This window comes from Methanosarcina sp. 2.H.A.1B.4 (genome assembly GCF_000979385.1).
Classification (GTDB): domain Archaea; phylum Halobacteriota; class Methanosarcinia; order Methanosarcinales; family Methanosarcinaceae; genus Methanosarcina.
Genome location: NZ_JJOV01000002.1, coordinates 173,632 through 193,657, shown reverse-complemented (window position 1 = coordinate 193,657; position 20,026 = coordinate 173,632). Strand labels below are relative to the sequence as shown.

Annotated in this window: 15 protein-coding genes and 1 pseudogene; 9 read left to right on the top strand and 7 right to left on the bottom strand. The window is 45.8% G+C overall.

The genetic code is table 11. The annotated features are described in order from the left end of the window. The first annotated feature begins 509 nt into the window (after positions 1-509). Genes EO92_RS00925 through EO92_RS00910 form a run of 4 tightly spaced genes read left to right on the top strand, consistent with a single transcriptional unit; the run spans position 510 to position 5,657 of the window. Complete coding sequence (locus EO92_RS00925; RefSeq protein WP_048168743.1) at positions 510-1,646, top strand: glycoside hydrolase family 57 protein; 1,137 nt, start codon at positions 510-512, stop codon at positions 1,644-1,646. Next, positions 1,643-2,833 carry a glycoside hydrolase family 57 protein gene (locus tag EO92_RS00920; protein ID WP_048168742.1) on the top strand — a complete coding sequence of 397 codons (1,191 nt, stop codon included), beginning with the start codon at positions 1,643-1,645 and terminating at the stop codon, positions 2,831-2,833. The genes EO92_RS00925 and EO92_RS00920 overlap by 4 nt, the downstream gene beginning before the upstream one ends. A gap of 44 nt (positions 2,834-2,877) precedes the next feature. Beyond that, on the top strand, positions 2,878-3,684 hold the full coding sequence (locus EO92_RS00915; RefSeq protein WP_048168741.1) for a V4R domain-containing protein: 807 nt from the start codon (positions 2,878-2,880) through the stop codon (positions 3,682-3,684). Continuing rightward, positions 3,681-5,657, top strand: a complete 1,977-nt coding sequence (locus EO92_RS00910; protein WP_048168740.1) for a glycoside hydrolase family 15 protein — start codon at positions 3,681-3,683, stop codon at positions 5,655-5,657. The genes EO92_RS00915 and EO92_RS00910 overlap by 4 nt, the downstream gene beginning before the upstream one ends. 174 nt (positions 5,658-5,831) lie before the next feature. Here the strand turns inward: EO92_RS00910 and serS are convergent, their stop codons facing one another. Together serS and sppA are read right to left on the bottom strand one after the other, a co-directional pair. Beyond that, positions 5,832-7,097 carry a serine--tRNA ligase gene (gene serS, locus EO92_RS00905; RefSeq protein WP_048161344.1) on the bottom strand — a complete coding sequence of 422 codons (1,266 nt, stop codon included), beginning with the start codon at positions 7,095-7,097 and terminating at the stop codon, positions 5,832-5,834. A gap of 139 nt (positions 7,098-7,236) precedes the next feature. Continuing rightward, positions 7,237-8,481 (bottom strand): signal peptide peptidase SppA, encoded by a 1,245-nt coding sequence (sppA, locus tag EO92_RS00900; protein WP_048168739.1) that lies wholly within the window; start codon positions 8,479-8,481, stop codon positions 7,237-7,239. A gap of 321 nt (positions 8,482-8,802) precedes the next feature. On the opposite strand from sppA, the gene metG reads away from it, so the two are divergent. After that, the gene (gene metG, locus EO92_RS00895) at positions 8,803-10,950 is read left to right on the top strand and encodes a methionine--tRNA ligase (protein ID WP_082107898.1); all 2,148 of its coding nucleotides are present in this window, start codon (positions 8,803-8,805) and stop codon (positions 10,948-10,950) included. Between the two features lie 175 nt (positions 10,951-11,125). Here the strand turns inward: metG and cyaB are convergent, their stop codons facing one another. The 5 genes from cyaB to EO92_RS00870 all read right to left on the bottom strand — a co-directional run bounded on the left by cyaB (position 11,126) and on the right by EO92_RS00870 (position 15,175). Next, entirely contained in the window at positions 11,126-11,659 is a 534-nt protein-coding gene (cyaB, locus tag EO92_RS00890; protein ID WP_048168737.1) for a class IV adenylate cyclase, read from the bottom strand. Between the two features lie 90 nt (positions 11,660-11,749). After that, positions 11,750-12,148, bottom strand: coding sequence for a Zn-ribbon domain-containing OB-fold protein (locus EO92_RS00885; RefSeq protein WP_048168736.1), 399 nt, complete (start codon positions 12,146-12,148; stop codon positions 11,750-11,752). A 6-nt stretch (positions 12,149-12,154) separates the two neighbouring features. Continuing rightward, positions 12,155-13,327: a thiolase domain-containing protein gene (locus EO92_RS00880; protein ID WP_048168735.1), complete on the bottom strand. Its 1,173-nt coding sequence runs from the start codon at positions 13,325-13,327 to the stop codon at positions 12,155-12,157. Positions 13,328-13,342: 15 nt separating this feature from the next. Then, positions 13,343-14,392 carry a hydroxymethylglutaryl-CoA synthase gene (locus tag EO92_RS00875; protein WP_048168734.1) on the bottom strand — a complete coding sequence of 350 codons (1,050 nt, stop codon included), beginning with the start codon at positions 14,390-14,392 and terminating at the stop codon, positions 13,343-13,345. A 42-nt stretch (positions 14,393-14,434) separates the two neighbouring features. Further along, complete coding sequence (locus EO92_RS00870; protein ID WP_048134125.1) at positions 14,435-15,175, bottom strand: helix-turn-helix domain-containing protein; 741 nt, start codon at positions 15,173-15,175, stop codon at positions 14,435-14,437. A gap of 142 nt (positions 15,176-15,317) precedes the next feature. Here EO92_RS00870 and EO92_RS00865 point away from each other — a divergent pair, with 142 nt between their 5' ends. The 4 genes and pseudogenes from EO92_RS00865 to EO92_RS00850 all read left to right on the top strand — a co-directional run bounded on the left by EO92_RS00865 (position 15,318) and on the right by EO92_RS00850 (position 19,604). Continuing rightward, positions 15,318-16,136 (top strand): Dna2/Cas4 domain-containing protein, encoded by an 819-nt coding sequence (locus EO92_RS00865; protein WP_235283109.1) that lies wholly within the window; start codon positions 15,318-15,320, stop codon positions 16,134-16,136. A gap of 549 nt (positions 16,137-16,685) precedes the next feature. Continuing rightward, positions 16,686-16,826, top strand: a pseudogene (locus EO92_RS18355) (YncE family protein); the annotation flags it as partial. A gap of 139 nt (positions 16,827-16,965) precedes the next feature. Then, a complete protein-coding gene (locus EO92_RS00855) occupies positions 16,966-17,553 on the top strand; it encodes a UPF0228 family protein (RefSeq protein WP_048168731.1) in 588 nt (195 codons plus the stop codon). 146 nt (positions 17,554-17,699) lie between these two features. Further along, positions 17,700-19,604, top strand: a complete 1,905-nt coding sequence (locus tag EO92_RS00850) for a phosphoadenosine phosphosulfate reductase family protein (protein WP_048168730.1) — start codon at positions 17,700-17,702, stop codon at positions 19,602-19,604. Positions 19,605-20,026 lie beyond the last annotated feature (422 nt).

Here is a 20,026-nt window from a genome sequence, read left to right as displayed (position 1 = left end):
TTTCAAACCTATACTCTATTGTCAAGTTTTGTTCTGGAAGCTGTGAATGCTACAGAAGTCGCTTGACTTTGCTCTGAACTTAAACTATGAGGTTCTATAGAGGAGTTCTATAGGTAAAAGTTTGAACGGTGTTGGCGAGACAAACATTATTTGCTCTAGGGCGGTATAGCATAGGTGCAATCCCTTAGATGCCTGCCAATTCATTGGCGGGAGCCGTCACCCTGTTGTCTGTATATTGCTACGATCTACGCAGGAATTCCTTCAATATACTATCTCTCTTAATTGCGTTACTGGCTTGTAAGTTGTTTTTTATCTGGTTGGCAGGCAGGCCCTAACCCCCTTACGGCGCAGGAAGAGAAAACTGAGAAATTCCTTCTCCGGGTTCCGGCTTAGATCCCCCAATTAACCAGGAATCAGCTTTTTTGAATATGATCAATAATTCTGTTATTAGGCAAAAGACTAAAAGAAACAATAGTTTTTAGTAGGTTTCCGCACAAGATTCTTTTGTTATGAAAGCCGTGTGCATGTGTCTGGGAGTACATCTGCCTTACAGTCCCAAATGGTACTGGCCTGTGGAGGGTTTTTCCGGAGTGCCTGAAATGGACAGGTATTTTGACCGAAATCAAATTTTTTCAAGGCTCTTGAAAACAGGCAGAGAATTTCTGCGCCTTAATGATTTTTTTCTAGAATCCATTGAAAGGGGGGGAAGCTATGCCTTTGACCTTTCAGGTCCTTTCCTGGAACAGTGTAGATGGGACCCTGAACTTCTTGAATCTTTCAGGGAACTTTCGGAGAGTCGAAGGGTAGAGTTTACAGGAAGCTGCAGTTACCATTCCCTGAGCGCCCTTTATCCTGACCTTTCCTGGTTTAAAGAGGAAGTAATGAGTTACAGGGAAATGCTCAGGGAACTGTTAGGAGTAAACCCCAGGACTTTCGTGAACACAGAACTTCTGTACACGGAAAGAGTAGGAAGTATACTTGCAGATGTGGGTTTCAGGTGCCTTATTGCCGAAGGGTCAAGAAACATTCTGGATGGATGCGATCCTGTCCGCGTTTTTGAAAACCACCTTCCGACTCTTCTCAGGCATATAAACCTCAGTGAAGACCTTGAACTGCGCTTTTCGGAACAAAACTGGGAAGGCTATCCTCTGATCCCGGAAAAGTTCGCAGACTGGATTGCAGGCATGGAAGGGGATGTCCTGACCCTTTATTTAAATTACACAAGCCTCTGCCTTCACCACAGGAGCAAGAGCATGATAGCCGATTTTATACGGGCTTTTCCGGAAGCCCTGAAGAGCCGAGGCATTGAAATGATCACACCTTCGGAAGCAGTAAGCAGGTTCAGTCCTTTGAGACTTTCTACCCTTGGGACCGAACAGACAATCCGTTACGGAATGCACAATGCTGTCGGAAACCATGCGCAGCAACTCTACCTGAGGGAACTGGTAAGGGTAGGGGAAGAACTTGCAGAAATTAAAGAAAAACCGAATTACCAAAAGCTGAAGCATCTTTTCGGCTACCTCCAGCAGAGTGAAATCCTTTTTTCAATGAATGCTGGAAACGCCCGGGAAGGGTCTGAAAGGGCTGTGAACTACTTTTCCATTCTTTCTGATTTAAGAAGAGCCGTTCTGGAGGAAGGGGCATGACCTCTCTCTGCATGTACTTTCAGGTGCATCAGCCTTTCAGGCTGCGCAGGTTCTGGCCTGATGACAGGTCTGGCTTTTTCCGCTACTTTGATGAAAGAAGCAACAGGGAGATTTTTGAAAGAGTGGCCCATAAATGCTACATCCCTACAAACAGGGCTCTTCTGGACTCCCTCGACGAGCATAAAGGAGAGTTCAGGTTTTCCCTTTCAGTTACTGGCACACTGCTCGAACAATGCGAACTCTGGGGAAAGGAGGTGCTTGAGAGTTTCCGGCAAATGGCAGAAACAGGGGCTGTAGAGTTTCTGGACGAGACCTGTTATCATTCTCTTTCAAGCCTTTTTGATGACAAAACTGAATTTATTGAAGAAGTGAAGGAACACCGTGAAATGGTTTTCGACCTCCTTGGGGTTAAACCTCAGGTATTCCGCAACACAGAACTTCTTTACAATAACACCATAGCAAAGGTAGCTTCCGAGCTGGGTTATAAGGCAATTCTTACGGAAGGTGCGGATCATATGCTTGAGGGAAGGTCTCCTAACGTACTTTATAAGGCAAAAGACTCAGGGTTACCTATTCTCTTCAGGAACTACAAGCTGAGCGACGATATCGGGTACCGTTTTTCGGCAAGGTGGTGGGAAGGATATCCACTTACTGCGGAGAAATGGGCATCGTGGGCTTCAGGGGTTAAGGAGGATTGTATCAATGTTTTTATGGACTACGAGACGTTCGGAGAACACCAGTGGGAAGAAACCGGAATTTTTAATTTCCTGGAAAAACTGCCTGCAGAAGTCCTCAAAAACGGTCTGGAATTCAGCACTCCTGTAGAGGTTGCCAGAAAATATTCCCCTGTAGCCGAGATCGATATTGGAGACTTTTCGACGATTTCCTGGGCTGATATGGAACGCGATACCAGCGCATGGCTTGGAAACGACATGCAAAGACGTTGTTTTGAAGAAATGAAATTGCTTGAGCCTTTTGTGAAAAAAACAGGAGACCCCGAAATCCTGCGCATATGGAAGCACCTGTTGACTTCGGACCACTATTACTATATGTGCACCAAGTGGCTCGGGGATGGAGATGTGCATTCTTATTTCAGTGTCCACTCCACACCCTTCGAGGCAGCAGTAAACTTTATGGCAGTACTTATGGACTTCAAGGCTCGTGTATTCAGGAGCTTAACGCAATAACTTAATGAAATGTATGCATATAGATTCATGGGAGTTTGAGTCACATGGTTAGGGACTTATGCATGTTTGCAGGATTTAATGAAGATTCGCAGATTTTATGGTTCAAGGTTACTTATTCTAAAGAGCCTGGTTCTTTATCTATAATAACTGATTTTTTTGAAAAAGAGAATGCCTTCATTATGTTCGGGCATATTGACAATATTACACAGACGACCGGAGAATACTCCATATTTACAGAGCTTAAGAAAGATGTGGATATAGCGAATCTTGCTCAAAAAATAGGAGAATTGGAAGTTGTAAATGCAGTGGAATTTGGGATTTCAGAATTCGGGATGATATACTCTGTTGATTTCCCCCTGAATGTCATAGGTGTCAGGGGAGTTATGGCAAGGGCACTCACAATTGTTGATATCATCAAAACTCTTAATCAGAGTGTGCCACATGCAGAAGGGCTTCTTACCCTATCCGGACTGCGGGGAGGAAGTCATGCTGCAAAATATTTCAAGAGTATAATGCCTATTAATAACAGCAATTTCGCAAGCATGCTTGCAGAGCTGTACATAGCTGTGGGCTGGGGGATCCTGGAAATTGACTGTAACCCCGAAACCTACGAAGGAAAAATCATTGTAAAAGACTCGTTTATAGCCGATGTTTACGGAGCTTCGGACCAGCCGGTCTGTGCCTTCATGAGCGGCTACTTTGCGGGTTACCTGACCGAGTATTTCGGGAAGAACATAAGTGTGAGGGAAGTCAGCTGTAAAGCCACAGGAAAGGATGTCTGCGAACATATTATCTCCCTGGCCCCCTCCAGCGCAAGCCAGGAATACCAGCTCAGAGGGGACACACGGTGATCAGACAACCGAATGTCATTCTCGGAAATGACGAACTGCTTGTGACAATGGGCAGAAAGGGAGATATTTTAGGCTTATTTTATCCTCGCAGAGACCATGCCCAGCACGTAGAAGAATCCCTTGCCTGTATCCATACAGGGGAAAAGCTTCTCTGGACAAATGATAACGACTGGCACTCTATTCAGAACTACATCGAGGATACCAATATCGTATCCACAAAACTCTACCACGATTCAGGGATAAGGATCTCGATTCTTGACCTTGTGCATCCTGAAGTGCCTGTCCTTATCCGTAGGTTTAAGGTGCAGTCCCAGCAAAAAATGTCGGGGAAATTCTTTTACTATTCAAATTTGAACGTAGGGGAAACTTCCAAGAAAAACTCCGGATTTTGCGATACGGAAGCTCGTCTGCTTGCACAGTACTGGCAAAATTACTATATAGGAATCTATGCCCTGCCGGAGTTTACGGAATGGCAGATCGGAAAGGCAATGGATACCATATGGTGGACAAATTCCAAATACGATATGGAAGACGGAAAGCTGCAGCGGAACAAGGAAGATATAGGGAATATCAACAACGCTGCTGGCTGGGACCTTGAACTGGAAGCTGATGGGGCAAATGAGTTTGTAATCTTTATAGGAGCTGCATCTTCCCGGAGCCTCCTGTATAAGAGGATGCATGAGTTATCCAAAATGCCCCTGGAACACATCTTTGAAAAGACGCGGGAACACTGGGTGATGTGGCTATCAAAAAAACACGTGCTCAAGATGCCAGGACTTGAAGGACATAATAACCTGCGCCAGGAGTTATTCAATGCATATAACCGGGCTCTTCTCATGCTTTATCTCCTGAACGACCGTGAATATGGGTCTTTCGTGGCTGCTCCGGAGTTTGACTCCAATTTCGAGAAATGCGGAGGATACGGGTTTTGCTGGAACAGGGATACCTCGGAGGTTGTGCTTGCTCTCAAGCATTCCGGATATCCCGAGTATTGTGACAGATTTTTCAAGTGGTGTATCCGGGCCCAGCTCCCCGATGGTTCATGGTTCCAGCGTTACTGGCTCAACGGAGACATAGCTCCTTCTTGGGGTAATTTTGACTATTCAACCCAGATAGACGAGACCGGGTCCACACTTCATGCCATGGATGTGTATTACAGGATTCTCGAAGGCCTCAAAAAGGTTGAATTTCTGGAAGAGGTCTGGGTCTCCGTGCTCAGGGCTGCCGAATACCTGATGAAGAGGACCAAGTCCGGGCTGCATGAAAGCTGTATGGACCTGTGGGAGACTTATTACGGAGTTTTCACCTATACCAATGCCTCGATCTATGCAGGGCTCATGGGCGCCTCTCACCTTGCGGAAGAAAACGGTGAGTCTGGCATGGCAAGACGCTGGAAGAAAAGGGCGGAGTTCATCAAGCAGGCTACAATTGACCGGTTCTGGCTTCAGGAAGGCTATTTTGCAAAAGGAATCATTAATGAAAAACTGGATAAAACGATTGATGCAAGCGTCCTTGGAGCTTATATGCCCTTTGGAATGCTCTCCCCGAAAGACCCTGTGGAAAGGGATATGATTCTTTTCCTGATAGAAAATATCCAGAAAAAGCTCTCAATTCCTATCAATTCGGGTAATGGAATCAAACGTTACGAAAATGACAGTTACATCGACGGAAATCCCTGGATAATAACCACTCTCTGGCTTTCGGAGGCTATGTTTGCCTTTGTCCTCGATCTCCCCAATGGAAAAGAGGGACCTTATGCCGAAGATGTGAAAAAATTGACCGATGAAGGGGTTAAATGCCTGAGATGGGCTCTGGCCGGAGCAACAAGCACAGGGCTTCTCCCTGAACAGGTGGACAAGTCTACAGGAAAACCAGCATGGGCCATTCCTCTTGGCTGGAGCGGTTCTCTCATGCTTGACAATATCCTTCTCCTTGATAAGATTTGCAGAAGAAACGCAGGAAATCATGAATAAGGCTGAATATATGAAAAAATAAGTACTGGAAAAAGAGAAAGTAAGGGAGCCCGTTAATTACTTTATACAGGCAAGGATTTACTCCTAAGAGCGTTCCTCAAAGTAATTGACGAGCTGCCGTTTTTCTCATCGAATTCCGGATTATATGGTTTTTTTTAAAAGTAATCCACAAGCTCAAACTTTGCAGATTTCTTCGGCCCCTCTCATGTACGGCCTGAGGACTTCCGGAATCTCTACGCTGCCGTCCTCACGCTGGTAGTTCTCCAGTATCGCAACGACGGTCCTGCCGACAGCAAGGCCTGAACCGTTAAGCGTGTGGACGAACTGAGGACCTTCAGGGGTTCTGAAACGGATATTGGCTCTTCTGGCCTGGAAGTTCTCAAAATTCGAGCACGAGGAGATCTCCCGGTACTTTTTCTGTGCGGGTACCCATACCTCTATGTCGTAAGTCCTGGCCGCCGAGAACCCTATGTCGCCAGTGCAAAGGCTTATGACGCGATATGGTATCTTCAGGAGTTTGAGAATCTCCTCAGCATCGAGGGTGAGTTTTTCGAGTTCTTCATAGGATGTTTCCGGCTTCACGAATTTGACAAGCTCAACCTTGTTGAACTGGTGCTGGCGGATGATGCCTCTTGTATCCTGACCATGTTTCCCCGCCTCACGCCTGAAGCAGGCGGTATATGCTGTAAGTAATACCGGCAGATTTTCTACATACTCGTCCATGAAGAGGTTGGTCACCGGGACTTCCGCGGTCGGTGCAAGATAATAGCCGTCAGCGCTGCATACATACATGTCATCTTTGAACTTTGGCAGCTGCCCTGTGCCGGTCATGGCTTTTTCATTGATAAGCACAGGCGGCAGAACTTCGAGATAACCCTGATCGGCGTGTACATCAAGCATGAAGTTTATGAGAGCTCTTTCAAGTTTCGCGCCCATGCCTTTATAGACTGTAAAGCCCTGGCCTGCTATCTTTGTTCCTCTCTCAAAGTCGAGTATATCCAGCGCCTCCCCTATCTCCCAGTGAGGCTTTGGAGTGAACGTAAATTCTCTTGGCTCTCCAACTACCCTTACAACCGGATTGTCATTTTCATCCTTGCCTATAGGCGTCATGTCAGAAGGGATATTGGGGATACTGAGCATTATTTCATTTATTTTTGACTTATAGTCGCGTATCTTATCATCTATTTCTTTAATACGATCATTGATGCCCTGCATTTCGTTTATTTTTGATAAAGCATCTTTATTTTCCTTCTTAAATTGCGCTATCTCGCGGGTGACCACATTGCGTTTATGCTTCAGGCTATCACCCTCGGTGATACAGTCCCTCCAGGCCGCGTCATATTCAAGAAGGCTATCTATAAGCTCGGTGCCCATATTCCTGTTAATAAGAGCACGCCCAACTATGTCGGGGTTATTACGTACAAATTTGAGTTCCAGCATGTTAAGCCCGAGATATCCTGCATGTTAGCTAATATATATTTTGCTATTTTCAGGCTGTAAGCCTGTCTAAAAAACAGAAAACTGAATTAATTAAGAAAAATGAATAACGGAAAAAAAGGAAATAGAGGGAATCCGATAATTAACTTATACAGGCAAGAATCTTCCCATAAGGGCTTTTCTCAAAGTAATTGACAAGTTGCCTGGTTTCCTCATTGGAATCCCCGGACTCCGAACCGAGAAGTAACCTTGAAATGCTTGCCCTGTTCATATATACAACTCTTGGTTCACCCTGAATGCCTCCAAGTTCCGCAGCTTTATCAATTGCGTCATAGAGGTTTCCAAAGTCGTCCACAAGCCCAAGTTCCTTTGCTCTGGACCCGGTATATACGCGTCCGTCGGCGAGGTCTTTTACTTCACTCCGGCTCATATTACGCCCTTCTGCAACCTGGGTTACAAAGTTTTCATAACTCTCCATGACAACGGTATCAGCGTATTCTTTTTCGTCGTCCGTAAGCCCTCTCCAGGACCCTCCCATATCTTTGAACTCTCCGGACTTTGAAATGTAATAATCTATACCTTCCTTTTCGTTGAAAGAAGACATATTCTCAAAGACCCAGATAACTCCTATGGATCCCGTACTTGTGGAGGGATTTGCAAATATGTAATCTGCGGGCGCAGAGATGTAATATGCAGCGCTGGCCGCAAGATCTCCCATGGAAACAATAACAGGGATACCCTGTTCCTGAGCTTTCTCGATCTCTATTGCAATCTCCTGGGCGGCGGCAGGAGACCCTCCAGGACTGTTTACCCTGAGCACGATTGCCCTGACGTTTTCATCTGCTACAGCGGCGTGGATGTTTTCAGAAATCTCTTCTGAGGTTGCATAGCCGAACCCTGAGGGAACGTTTCCAGTGAGCATGGAGCCCTGTACATAAATTACCGCTATCTTCTCGGAGGTCCCTAAATTTCCTCCGAAACCGAGGCCGTAGAATATAGCAGCCATACTGACTGCAATAACAGTAATCAGAGCCAGTAAGACCACAACATAGGACGTACCGCTGCGTTTCTTTTTATGTACGGAAGGAGAAGAGCCTGAATTCATGCTTAAACTCTCATTTTCAATTATTTTCTTCTCATGAATTTTCTTCTCAGGGTCCCGGGGAGGAAGTCCCTGATCATCCGTTTTTGCCGATCCCTGTTTTTCAGGAGCAGAATCGGAATCTGAGGAATTTTCCTTGATGGTAATATCTGAAATATCCTCCTCAGGGATAATAGTCTCTTTTTTATTGAAAGCACTACTTCCCGAAAGGTCGTCTCCGGATGCCTCTTCCGGATTCATACTTTCTGAATCCGTACCTTCTGAGTTTACATTTTCATCATTCATATCTGACAGGACCGCACTTCCTGGATTTGTTTCTTTAATTTCCGGTCTATGTTTATTTACTGCTGAAAACTCCAGTTAAGGGGACAGGCAAATTCTCCTGGTAGGGGAACTGCCAGAAACATATTTTTCAAAAGCCCGCAAATAAAAGGGTCAATTCAACAGGTCTGAATTGTCAGAGCAACTATTTATGTTTCTCTGCGTTCCACCCCTCTTTTATATATGATTATCAACTATCCCTCAAATAAGTTCCCTTGTACATACAATAAGCGAAATATATTTCAGAATTGCAGTCATCCAGAAGAGATACACTTATAAAAATATATGGAGATAAAAATGTCAATATCATCCAGTAAACCCGTACTTGTCACCTGTGGCCTACCCTATGCTAACGGCAAGGCACATATCGGGCATCTCCGGACCTATGTGCCCGCTGATATTTTTGCCCGCTCCTTGCGGAAGGAAGGGAGGGAGGTTACCTTTGTTTGCGGTTCGGACACCCATGGAACCCCCATTGTCGTAAACGCCGAGGAGCTCGGGATCACCCCTAAAGAACTTGTAGAGGTCTATCATAAACACTTTGATGAAACTTTCAAGCAGCTTGGAGTTTACTTTGATGCTTTTGGGACAACCGATGACCCTGAAAATCATAACCGGACCCTTAATATTGTAACCAGGTTGATTGAAAAGGGCTATGTGTACCCGAAAATCATAGAAATCGCTTACTGCCCAAAGTGCAACCGCTTCCTTCCTGACCGCTATGTGGAAGGAGCCTGCCCTCACTGCGGAGAAACAGCCAGAGGTGATGAATGTGACCAGGGCTGCGGAAAACACCTTGAGCCTGGGGAGCTTCAGAACCCTGTATGTACTATCTGCGGAGGACCTGCAGAGTACCGCCAGCAGGAACACTTCTTTTTCAAACTTTCCGAGTTTAGCGACTACCTGCTGAATTACCTCTCTAATGATCTGGGAGGCACCACCAATGCTATCAATTACGCACTTGGCTGGGTAAAGCAGGGGCTTACGGACTGGTGTATCACAAGAAACCTTGAATGGGGAGTTAAATTCCCGGGGCATGAAGATCTTGTGGTTTACGTCTGGGTGGATGCCCCCATAGGATACATGGCTTTCACCGAGGAATGGGCTGCAAAGACAGGGGATTCCTGGGAAAAATTCTGGAAAGAGGACGGGGAGATAGTCCACTTCATTGGAGGGGACATTACCTACCACCACTGCATTTTCTGGCCTGCCATGCTTAAAGGTGCAGACTATTCCGTGCCTACAGCTGTTGTAGCATCAGGCATGGTCAAAATAGAAGATAAAAAGTTTTCCAAGACCAGAGGTTATGTGGTCTGGGTAGGGGAAGATTATCTTGACCATGGCTTCCATCCAGACCTCCTCAGGTATTACCTTGCAAGCTACACCTCCCATACTAAGGAACTGAACTTCTCCTGGCGCGTGCTTCAGGAAAAGATCAATACCGAACTGGTGGCTGTATTAGGAAACTTCCTGTACAGGACCATGCTCTTTGCTTTCAAGAACTATGGAGAAGTCCCTGAAGGGAAACTCGAACCTGAAGTAAGCGCAGAAATAGAAAAGGCTCTAAAAGAAATAAAAGCTGCAATGGCTGAGTACGAGTTCAAAAAAGCTGTCGATTCTGCCATGACTCTTGCGTCTTTCGGGAACATTTACTTCCAGTCCCACGAGCCCTGGAAACTTCTTAAAGAAGATCGGGCCGCTTGCGGACAGGTCCTCTACAACTGCCTCCACCTGGCAAAAGCCCTGAGCATTATATTTGAACCCGTGCTCCCGCTGACCATGGAAACAGCCTGGAAAGGACTCGGACAGGAAAGCGATATACATGCCGTGCAGTATGAAGAAGCCCTCGTGCCCCTGAAGGCGAGCACAAAACTTGCAAAGCCTGAGCTCCTCTTTACCAAGCTCGAAGATGACAGGATAGGAGAGATGGATGAGATTGCAAATCAGAGGGTAAAAGCTGCAAATGAAAAGAAAAACGCGGCAAAGGGAAAGGGAAAGGAGCCCGCCAAATCTGATGGAATGGGCCCTGTAGAAGAGGCAAAACCAGCCGAAAAAGCCGGAGATGCAGCAAAAACAGAAGAAACAGAGCAAATAGAAACCCTTCCCCAGATAGATTACGAGGACTTTGCAAAACTTGACATCAGGGTAGGAAAAGTTATCTTTGCTGAACCTGTAAAGAAGTCAAAAAAGCTCCTGCGGGTTGAAGTGGATATAGGAGAGGAAAAGCCAAGACAGCTTGTAGCAGGCCTATCTTCATATTATACTCCTGAAGAACTCACAGGTAAATCCGTAATTGTACTCGCCAACCTGAAACCCGTCAAACTCTGCGGAGTTGAGTCAAACGGCATGATACTTGCAGCCGATGACGGCGGAGCGATTGTAGCAGCCCTTATGCCGGATAAAGATCTAAAGCCCGGCTCCAGAATAAGGTAAAAATAGAGTAAATTAAAATCAAAATCGAAATTAAATCAAAATTAAATCAAAATTCGCCAGTTGTTTTCATGTCCGTACATGATGCGGGCATGAACAACTTATTGAGCCGATCCAAGGGCCCATTTTAGGAGCAATAAAAAATAGTCGGGAAAATTACTGAAATTGAACCGGTAAATTAATCATTGCTTTTATCCAGTACCATTTCAAGATAAGAAGTCCGAATAGAGTCTTTTTCCCCGGCGCCAAACTGTTTTAGCAACTCGAATAATTTTTCCCTTGAAGTTTCGAGCTCTTTTTCATCTTCAGCTACGATTTCGACTTCCAGGAATTCTCCGAGCCCTTCGACTGCGTCAAGACAGACAGTTATCTCTCCTGCCCTGAAGACTTCCCTTTTTTTGCGGACAATTCCGGCTTCCGAGAATCCAAGGGCACGTAGTATTCCTGTGGTAGTGGCCTCATCCACAGAAGTTTCGAGCTCTTCTCTGGTTTTGGAGACTTTATCGAGTTTGGGACCTTTATAGGTCAAAACAGCACAACCGTCCAGGGAACGAATCCTGAGCGCCTCGTCAGTTTTTGCAAAATCCCTATAAGGAGCTGCAAAATAAGTATCTGACTGATTCTCTACCCCTATTTTTATTGCCCCTAATTTCTGAAGGATGAAGCGGACCTTTGAATGATCCGCTCTGACCTTTACTTCCACTTCAATCATAGTTTACAGACATCTCCAATTTGATCCGGGAGGCCCCGGAAAATCCTCACTTTAGAATCATTAACGGAATCCGGAATAATCCGGATCCGATCATGTATCTGCAGGGATGAATTTGGTGCCGTAGTAGATCATACCGCGCTCGCCGTCTTCCCCGAGCTTCCTGAACACGGATTTAACCCGTGTTCCTATCTGGATTTTATCAGGGTCGCCAATCACCTGGGAGGTTAGACGGGGTCCTTCATCCAGTTTAATAATTGCAAGGGTATAGGGAGTCTGGTTTTCAAAACCTTCCGCAGGGGTGTGGATCAGCGTATAGCTTACTATTTCACCGGTGCCTTTGAATTTGAAGGGTTCGAGCTCACCCATGCGTCTGCAGTTTACGCAAACATTGCGTGGGGGATAGAAATATTCTCCGCATTCCTTGCAGCGGGTCCCTTCAAGGTTGTACCTGTTGCCCAGGCTTCTCCAGAATCTTGGAACAGAAGACATCGAATATCACCTCTCCCTCGAGAAAATATGTATTACTGCGGTCGCTCCTGACCCTCCTACGTTGTGGGTCATTCCATACTCGGCTCCTGTTACCTGGCGCTTTCCGGCATCCCCGCGAAGCTGGGTTACAATTTCCACAGCCTGCTTTATACCGGTTGCTCCCACGGGATGTCCGCAGGCTTTCAGGCCACCGGAGGTGTTTACAGGGATCCTCCCGCCTATCGCAGTTTCCCCATTTGCCGTGACAATTCCACCTTTCCCTTTCTCTGCAAATCCGAGGTCTTCAATTGCGCAGATCTCGGCAATGGTAAAGCAGTCATGCACCTCGACAAGGTCGATGTCTTCAGGCTTCACTTTTGCCATGGAATATGCCCTCTTTGCAGCCACCACTGTTGCGTCCAGAGTTGTGATATCCCTTCTGTCATGAAGGGCAATTGTGTCACTTGCCTGTGCTGTTGCCTTAATGTAAACAGGCGTATCAGTATATTTGTGGGCAACGTCCGCAGGAGCCAGAACAAGTGCAGATGCCCCGTCTGTTATAGGGGAGCAGTCAAAGATATGTAACGGGTCGGCTACCATTATTGAATTCAGCACGTCGTCCACGCTAATTTCATTCTTGTACTGGGCAATGGGGTTAAAACACCCATTTTTGTGGTTTTTTACGGCTACTTCTGCAAGCTGTTCGCTTGTAGTTCCGTACCTGTGCATGTGCAGCTTTGCAATCATTGCATAAAGCCCGGGGAAGGTTGCTCCTGCCATGCCTTCCCATTCCCGGTCAGCAGCTGCTGCAAGAGCTGAAGAAGCCTCTTCAGACCCGACATCAGTCATCTTTTCTGCTCCTGCTGCTACTACGATGTCGCTGTAGCCTGAAGCCACAGACATTATAGCCTGGCGCAGGGCAAGCCCTCCGGATGCACAGGCGGCTTCTACTCTGGTAGCCGGGACATGAAGGTTTCTCGAAAGCCCGGAATAGTCCGCGATAAGGGCACCTATGTGCTCCTGATCAATAAAGCGGCCTCCACTCATGTTTCCTACATACAGAGCGTCAATCTCTTTTCCACTTACGCCTGCGTCCTGGATTGCTCCGATCCCGGCTTCTACGACGATGTCTCTCAGGGAACGCTCCCAGAGTTCCCCGAATTTTGTATTCTTTATTCCGATAATTGCTACGTCTCTCATGTATTCACCCCGTTTTCAGGCCAGGCGGATTTTACCTTTATGTCTGGCATACTTTGCGTAGTCGATGTATATAGGATCCTTGATAAGTTCGGAAACCGTCGGAGCCAGGTTTCGAATTTCCTCAATCCTGTCAGTAACTGTTATGCTGAATGAATCGGACCCTGCTCCGGACCCGAAGGCGGTTGCAAAAATCCGGTCCCCGGGTTTTGCCTGGTCAAGGGTTGCGGCGATTCCCATAAGGCAGGACCCTGAATATGTATTCCCTATTTTTGGAACTACAAGTCCCGGAGTTATCTGGGCTTTTGTGAACCCCAGCATCTTTGCAGCTTTGGTAGGGAACTTCCCATTTGGCTGGTGGAAGACTGCATAATCATAATCTTCAGGCTTTGTCCCTAGTTTTTTAAGCAGACCTTTTGCGCCGTTTGTTACATGTTTGAAGTACCCCGGCTCTCCTGTAAACCGGCCTCCATGTTCGGGGTAAGGCATCCCTTCCCTTCTCCAGAAGTCAGGAGTATCTGTTGTAAAAGAGTACGTATCTTCAATGATTGCTGCAAGTTCGGATTCTTTTCTCCCGATGAGGCAGGCGACTCCTCCTGCTGCGGCAGTGTACTCAAGGGCATCACCGGGGGCTCCCTGGGAAACGTCTGCTCCTATAGCCATGCCAAGGTCAATCATTCCGGAACCCACCAGTCCCATACATGCCTGAACTGCAGCTGTTCCTGCCTTACATGCAAACTCAAAGTCTGCTGCAGTCATTTCAGGGGTTGCGCTGATAGCCTGGGCTACGATAGTGCTTGTTGGTTTTACAGCGTAGGGATGACTTTCTGAACCTGTATATACCGCCCCAATTCTGGAGGGATCGACGCCGCTTCTTGCTATTGCGTATCTTGCCGCTTCCACTGCAATCGTTGCTGCGTCTTCATCTACATCAGGTACGGATTTTTCGTACACCATGAGGCCATTTTTAAGAGCCTCTGCGTCATCACCCCAGAGCCGGGCAATTTCTTCAATTTTTATACGGTATCTCGGAACATAAGCACCGTATGATACAATTCCAATAGTCATGTGTTCACCTGTTTTTGAGTGTTTAGGGCATCTTCCAGGGGGTCATTCCCTTGCATAGTATTGACTGTATTTTTTCAGTAACTGCACAATCTGGTCGAGGTCCATTGTAGTTGCGACCAGGGGTACACGGTCTACTTCCGCCATCTTGACTGCAACAGGTTCGACCTCTTCTTTACAGAGCCCGTGAAGCACAACGGCTCCGGGTTTCAGGTTGGTGACTCGGATAGCTACCATGGGGGATTTCCCGGTACTGACCTTCGTAAAGATCATGGCTCTGTCCGTACTCCAGCCGTAGAGCTTCTGGAATTCGTGGGAGGAAAGTTCCAGGACTGCCCGCTGGCTGTCGATGACAGAAAATCCATATAGAGGTCTTTCAGCTCCTTTGTAGACAATCTCGCCTTCAATAAGGTTTACCAGTTTAGCAAGCTGTATCGGGATAGTATACTCGTAGGTTGAGTAGATTGATTTTGAGCCGCATTCGGCGTTAAGTATCGATTCGTAGGTGTGAATCTTTTTGCCTCCCCGCTCTATATCAACTTCAAGCAGGGATTCTACGATCTTCCGGACGATCATTGTCCCTGGAGACTTTCGCCTCCCGCTTTCATAATCACTGATAACAGAGGGAGAAACCTTCAGGTAATTTGCAATATCGGTCTGGGATATCTCAAAGTTTAACCTCCACTTTTTCAGTGACTCTCCGGGTTTTTCGGAAAGTGTGATATCTCCAGCCATTTTTTCTGCCAGGCGGTTGCGCAGATTTTCTGAGGAATCGTTGGATGTCATGACTTACTTAATCTAAGAGGAAACGTTCCCTTATATATTTAACGAATGCGAGTTCGGCAATTGTCGCAGAAGCTTGACTACCGAGTAAGGGCGAGGTCTTATCCAAAAAATTTATATCAAGTGTAAAAGAAATTAGTATGTGATGCCTGCAGATTCACGGAATCCTGAGATAAGCGTTTCTGATATTCTCCTGTATATCAACTGCCCGCGGCGCGTATACTTTGTCAGCCGGGGTTTTGAGCTGTTTCCGGAAATAAACGCTTCAAGGCTTGAAAGAATGCTCCTTAAAGAGTTTTCTCTGAATTTTCCTGAAATTGTGAGGGAATGTTCGTTAAACGCCGATAACCTGTGCAAAGAACTTGAAACTGCTTTTCTCCAGGCATGTGAAGATCTTCCTCTTATGTTTCCAACAGAATTCGCATGCATTGAAAAGGAAGTCCTTGAAGAAGGGCAGGCGCGGGCAAGAGCTAAAATTCCGGAAATTGCCGCTAATCTTCTAAAAGGACTTGAAGAATTCGGAAAAGATCCTATGCTTGCGGCACTTACGCCTGTTAAAACCGAGCCATTTCTTTCATCGGAAAGGCTTAACCTGAAGGGTGTTCCGTCCAAGCTTGTCTGTTTCGAGGGCATGAATGTCCCCTCTATTCTAAAACCGGGAAACTGCCCTTTACAGGGGGTGTGGGCATCTGACAGGATGCATGCTGCATCCCTTGTCCTTCTCCTTGAAGCCGAGGCCGGAGGGGAAGTGCCCTTTGCCTTTGTTGAATACGTAAGTTTCGGCCTGATTCGAAAAGTGGCTATCCGAAGCTCGGACCGCAGGGAGGTATTAAAAATCTGCAGGCGTGTGGAGAAAATAAAAGCCGGATTCATGCCTGAGAAAACGGAAGAAAAGTTCTGTCCGGAATGCACCTTTTCAGAGCACTGTGTTTCGAATTCTTCACTTATGTCTAAATTTTTCTAAACCGGGAATGGGCGGAGATAGATTACAGCACAATGAAAAGGGAAAAAGAACCTGTCCCATTTGTATGGTTGGATTTGGAAGGAATAGATGAATGGTAAAAATGGAACATTAGCGCTATGTATTGCTATGGCATTGTGTCTATTTCTGATGCCATCAGCAATGGCTTCGACCGAAGAACAGCAAACCAACCAAACTAAAGATGCTTCTCAGTTAAAGATTGAGGCTTTGGAAGCTGAGCTGGGTGAAGAAGGAATGAAAAAAGTTGCGGATTACCTGGAGCTACAGGCTTCTTTGCCTGATGTAGTGAAACGTATGCCGTATAGAGGACTTGCTTTTGCTGCTACTGATCCTGAAAGTCAAGCCATAAAGATGGGATATATTGACAATTTCGATGTTTCTGAACAGAAGAAAGAGGAGTATAAAACTGGATTGCAGGACATCTGGGACAGGTATCCAGAAAATATTACTAAAGATGACTATGCTTTCATGATCGAGTTGGGTCCAATGATCGATAAAGAGGCTTTTAAGAAATATCAGGATCAGGATTATTCAAACAACAGTGATTTTGAATCTGATAATGTTAGTAGCTCAGGTGAAAATGAATCGAGCAAAAGTAACTCTACTCCAGGCTTCGGATTATTGGGGAGCTTGACCTGTCTGTATGGAAGATGGAAACTCGGGAAAAAGTAATGAAGGACCTAGATAACCGGATCGCTGGCAATTGGTAATCTGTAGCCTGTTGGATCTGATATACAAACGGTTGAAGCCTCTGGTTATGAAATTAACCGTATATAAGCGGGATTAAAGCCATATTTTTGAGTGGTTAAATATGATTAAAGTAAATAAGAAAATCGCCTTCTTTATTATTTTTCTGATTTTTGTAGTAATTATTGGATTATTTGTAAAAATGACAATTTTTACTCCAACAGTAACTCCTGGACAAGAAGAGAGAAAAGTAGCTGGTTTAATCATTCAATTTAGAGATGGGGTTAGTGAGCAGGAAGCAAAATCTATTCTCAAAAACTATAATTTAGCTAGATATAAACTGGATTTCACGGTTGATGTCCCGGATAACTACTACATAATAGTAGATGAAGATAATATAATGGATGTAAAAAATGAATTGAGAGACGAAAATTGGACTGAAGCTACTCCGGCTTTAGAAAAAGGAAATTATTACATAACTAAAAAAGGAGATTATTACATAATTACAATAGCGGAACAAAACATTCATAATGAAAGTTTTATTGAGATGCTAACTAAATATAATCTTGAAGTGAAAAAGTTCGTCTACTGCCATGTTATCATTACAGATCGCCCAGATAGTGGGATTTCAGAGGAACGTGCGAATAAATTAAAAAGTGAGCTTGAAATGAATGAAAATGTTTTCACCGTATACTTTGAGTCTATTGAATAATGAATATTTCACATTATTTGGTAATTAATGATCCTTGCTTGTTGAGTCTGGTACTTATTATATGGAATCATTTGGGAGTTTAGATAAGAAGGCTCTGAGGAAAAGCCAAAGCCTTTTAAAGGTGAACCTCGCTCAATCTGCATGACATGTCCAAACCAGTATACCTTGGCAAAATGCTCCTGCACTGGTGCGATGCCTGCAATGTGCCTGTGCTCGGAAAACAGTGTGGTTGCGGCAATAGAGCAAAAAAAGTTGAGGTCACTCCTCCCGGCGATATTCGTCCGGCTTTTGATTATGATATAAAACGCATAAATTCCGTTTCTGAAAAACAGTTCAATGCCCCCCTTATCCCCGAAGGGCACCTTGTGGTGCTTAACAAAGCCCCTTATGAAGACCGGATGGATGAAATTATAGTGGACGGGGAAGTCCTTGCATCTATCAGGTTTGAAATAGAAAACTGCACATGGGTCCTGCTCCCCAGGCTTGAAGGAGCACGGCGGCTTTTTCAGGGCAGGGACAGGAAAGAGCTTAAAAAATGGGTTGTTATCGAGCCGGAAATTATGCCTTTTATCCTGAAAAAAGGGGCAAGTATTCTTGCTCCCGGAGTCCTTGATGCAGACCCGGAAATCGAAAAAGAGGACGAGGTTGTCGTTCTTCTTCCTTCTGGAGAGGTAGTTTGCTGCGGGAGAGCCCGGCTGACAGGCAGGGAAATGATTGAAGAGAAGCGCGGGAATGCGGTAAAGCCGCGCTGGAGTGCAGAACCCGTGGCTGCAAAAATCCTCCTCCCGGAAAAGAGCTGGGATGATGCCGTAAAAGCTAATGAGAAAATTCTTGACTCAATAATAGAGACTGCTCATTCTTTCATAAGAAACGTTTCCGGAAGTATGGATCTGAAAGTCAGCGTATCCTATTCCGGGGGCAAGGACAGCCTTGCAGTGCTGCAGCTTGTGGATGAAACTCTGGACGATTATGAATTGATGTTTGCAGATACAGGGATTGAGTTTCCGGAAACCCTTGAAAACGTCAGAAAGGTTTCAGAATATTATGGAAAAACCCTCAGGACAGCTAATTCAGGAGATTCTTTCTGGGAGTCTATCGGAGTTTTCGGGCCTCCTACAATGGATACGCGCTGGTGCTGCAAGATCTGCAAACTGGGGCCCATTACCAGGGTTATTGACGAAAACTATGAGGGGGGCTGCTTGAGTTTCATAGGCCAGCGCCAGTACGAATCCCATGCTCGCTCCATCAGTAATAAGGTCTGGAAAAATCCCTGGGTTGGAAATCAGGTCGGAGCGTCTCCCATACAGGAATGGACAGCTCTGCATGTCTGGCTCTATCTCTTCAGGACAAAAGCTCCCTATAATCCGGCTTATGAGAAAGGGTATGACCGGATGGGATGCTGGCTTTGCCCCTCCTCCTCACTATCCGACTTTTTCCAGCTTAAGGAAAGCCATCCTGAACTTGCACAAAAACTCAACTCCCACCTCCTGGCTTACGCAGAACGGATGGGGCTTTCCCCCGAATGGGTAAAATACGGCTTATGGCGCTACAAACGCTACCCAAAGGTCCTGCAGGAGCTTGCGGATAAAAAAGGAATATCCCTGCTCCCTACCCAGGAAGCTCCCGGAGAGCTCCATTTTGAAGTTGCCACCGGATACAGGCCCTGCAAAGCAGGAGGGATTTCTGCGGATGGAAGTTTCGGACAGGCGATAGATATCGAAACTCTTGAAGAAAGCGGAATGCTTAATCCTGTAGGGAAAGTTTCCTTTATAGAAGGGGCTGCCTCTGTTGCCCTGGGGGAATCCAGAGCTCAGGTCTTTGCTTCAGGAAATGTAAACGGAAGAAGCGAAAACGAAAAAACACTGAAAAAGCTCATGCGAATGGTCGAGTTCTCGGTAAGAAGAGCTGTTCTTTGCCAGGGCTGCGGGGTCTGTGTAGGACACTGTGAGCACAGCGCGATTGAAATGAAAGAAAAGAGAGCCTGGATCAGGGAGAGCTGCACTCACTGCGGAGCCTGTATAGAGGTCTGCCCGCTTGTGAAATTCATGTAAGTATTATCCAGTGTTAAATGTTCAGGTTGTCCATATTTAATCTCTTGACATTATTCCGGGCAGCCTGACTTACATCTCCTATTTTTTTTCTGTCTTGTGCCTTTGCCACTGTTTTCGGTGTTCTCTTATGACTGCGCAGAGCTGAGCCGGCTCGCCAGCCAGAGAATCTACAACACCAGGCAATCCGTCACTGCTGTTGAAATAAGCCATAATCGAAATTCTTTCATTGACCTCAACTAAGAGATAAATTATAGAATACACGATGGAAGGACAAGGAAAAGCTATCAATATTTTTTAATTCGCCCTCTTGAATGCAGCTCAGCTAAACCCCATCAAGTAGTCCTCTTGAGCGCAGCGAAAAGGACCGCGTACTCCCGAGGCGCAATTCGGGTGCCGAGGCGCAATTCGGGTGCCGAAGCGAA

Bases quoted from the DNA above. Each gene is read 5' to 3' on its own strand.
- EO92_RS00925 (WP_048168743.1), top strand. From the start codon at position 510: ATGAAAGCCGTGTGCATGTGTCTGGGAGTACATCTGCCTTACAGTCCC.
- EO92_RS00920 (WP_048168742.1), top strand. From the start codon at position 1,643: ATGACCTCTCTCTGCATGTACTTTCAGGTGCATCAGCCTTTCAGGCTG.
- EO92_RS00915 (WP_048168741.1), top strand. From the start codon at position 2,878: ATGGTTAGGGACTTATGCATGTTTGCAGGATTTAATGAAGATTCGCAG.
- serS (WP_048161344.1), bottom strand. From the start codon at position 7,097: ATGCTGGAACTCAAATTTGTACGTAATAACCCCGACATAGTTGGGCGT.
- sppA (WP_048168739.1), bottom strand. From the start codon at position 8,481: ATGAATGATGAAAATGTAAACTCAGAAGGTACGGATTCAGAAAGTATG.
- metG (WP_082107898.1), top strand. From the start codon at position 8,803: ATGGAGATAAAAATGTCAATATCATCCAGTAAACCCGTACTTGTCACC.
- cyaB (WP_048168737.1), bottom strand. From the start codon at position 11,659: ATGATTGAAGTGGAAGTAAAGGTCAGAGCGGATCATTCAAAGGTCCGC.
- EO92_RS00885 (WP_048168736.1), bottom strand. From the start codon at position 12,148: ATGTCTTCTGTTCCAAGATTCTGGAGAAGCCTGGGCAACAGGTACAAC.
- EO92_RS00880 (WP_048168735.1), bottom strand. From the start codon at position 13,327: ATGAGAGACGTAGCAATTATCGGAATAAAGAATACAAAATTCGGGGAA.
- EO92_RS00875 (WP_048168734.1), bottom strand. From the start codon at position 14,392: ATGACTATTGGAATTGTATCATACGGTGCTTATGTTCCGAGATACCGT.
- EO92_RS00870 (WP_048134125.1), bottom strand. From the start codon at position 15,175: ATGACATCCAACGATTCCTCAGAAAATCTGCGCAACCGCCTGGCAGAA.
- EO92_RS00865 (WP_235283109.1), top strand. From the start codon at position 15,318: ATGCCTGCAGATTCACGGAATCCTGAGATAAGCGTTTCTGATATTCTC.
- EO92_RS00855 (WP_048168731.1), top strand. From the start codon at position 16,966: ATGATTAAAGTAAATAAGAAAATCGCCTTCTTTATTATTTTTCTGATT.
- EO92_RS00850 (WP_048168730.1), top strand. From the start codon at position 17,700: ATGTCCAAACCAGTATACCTTGGCAAAATGCTCCTGCACTGGTGCGAT.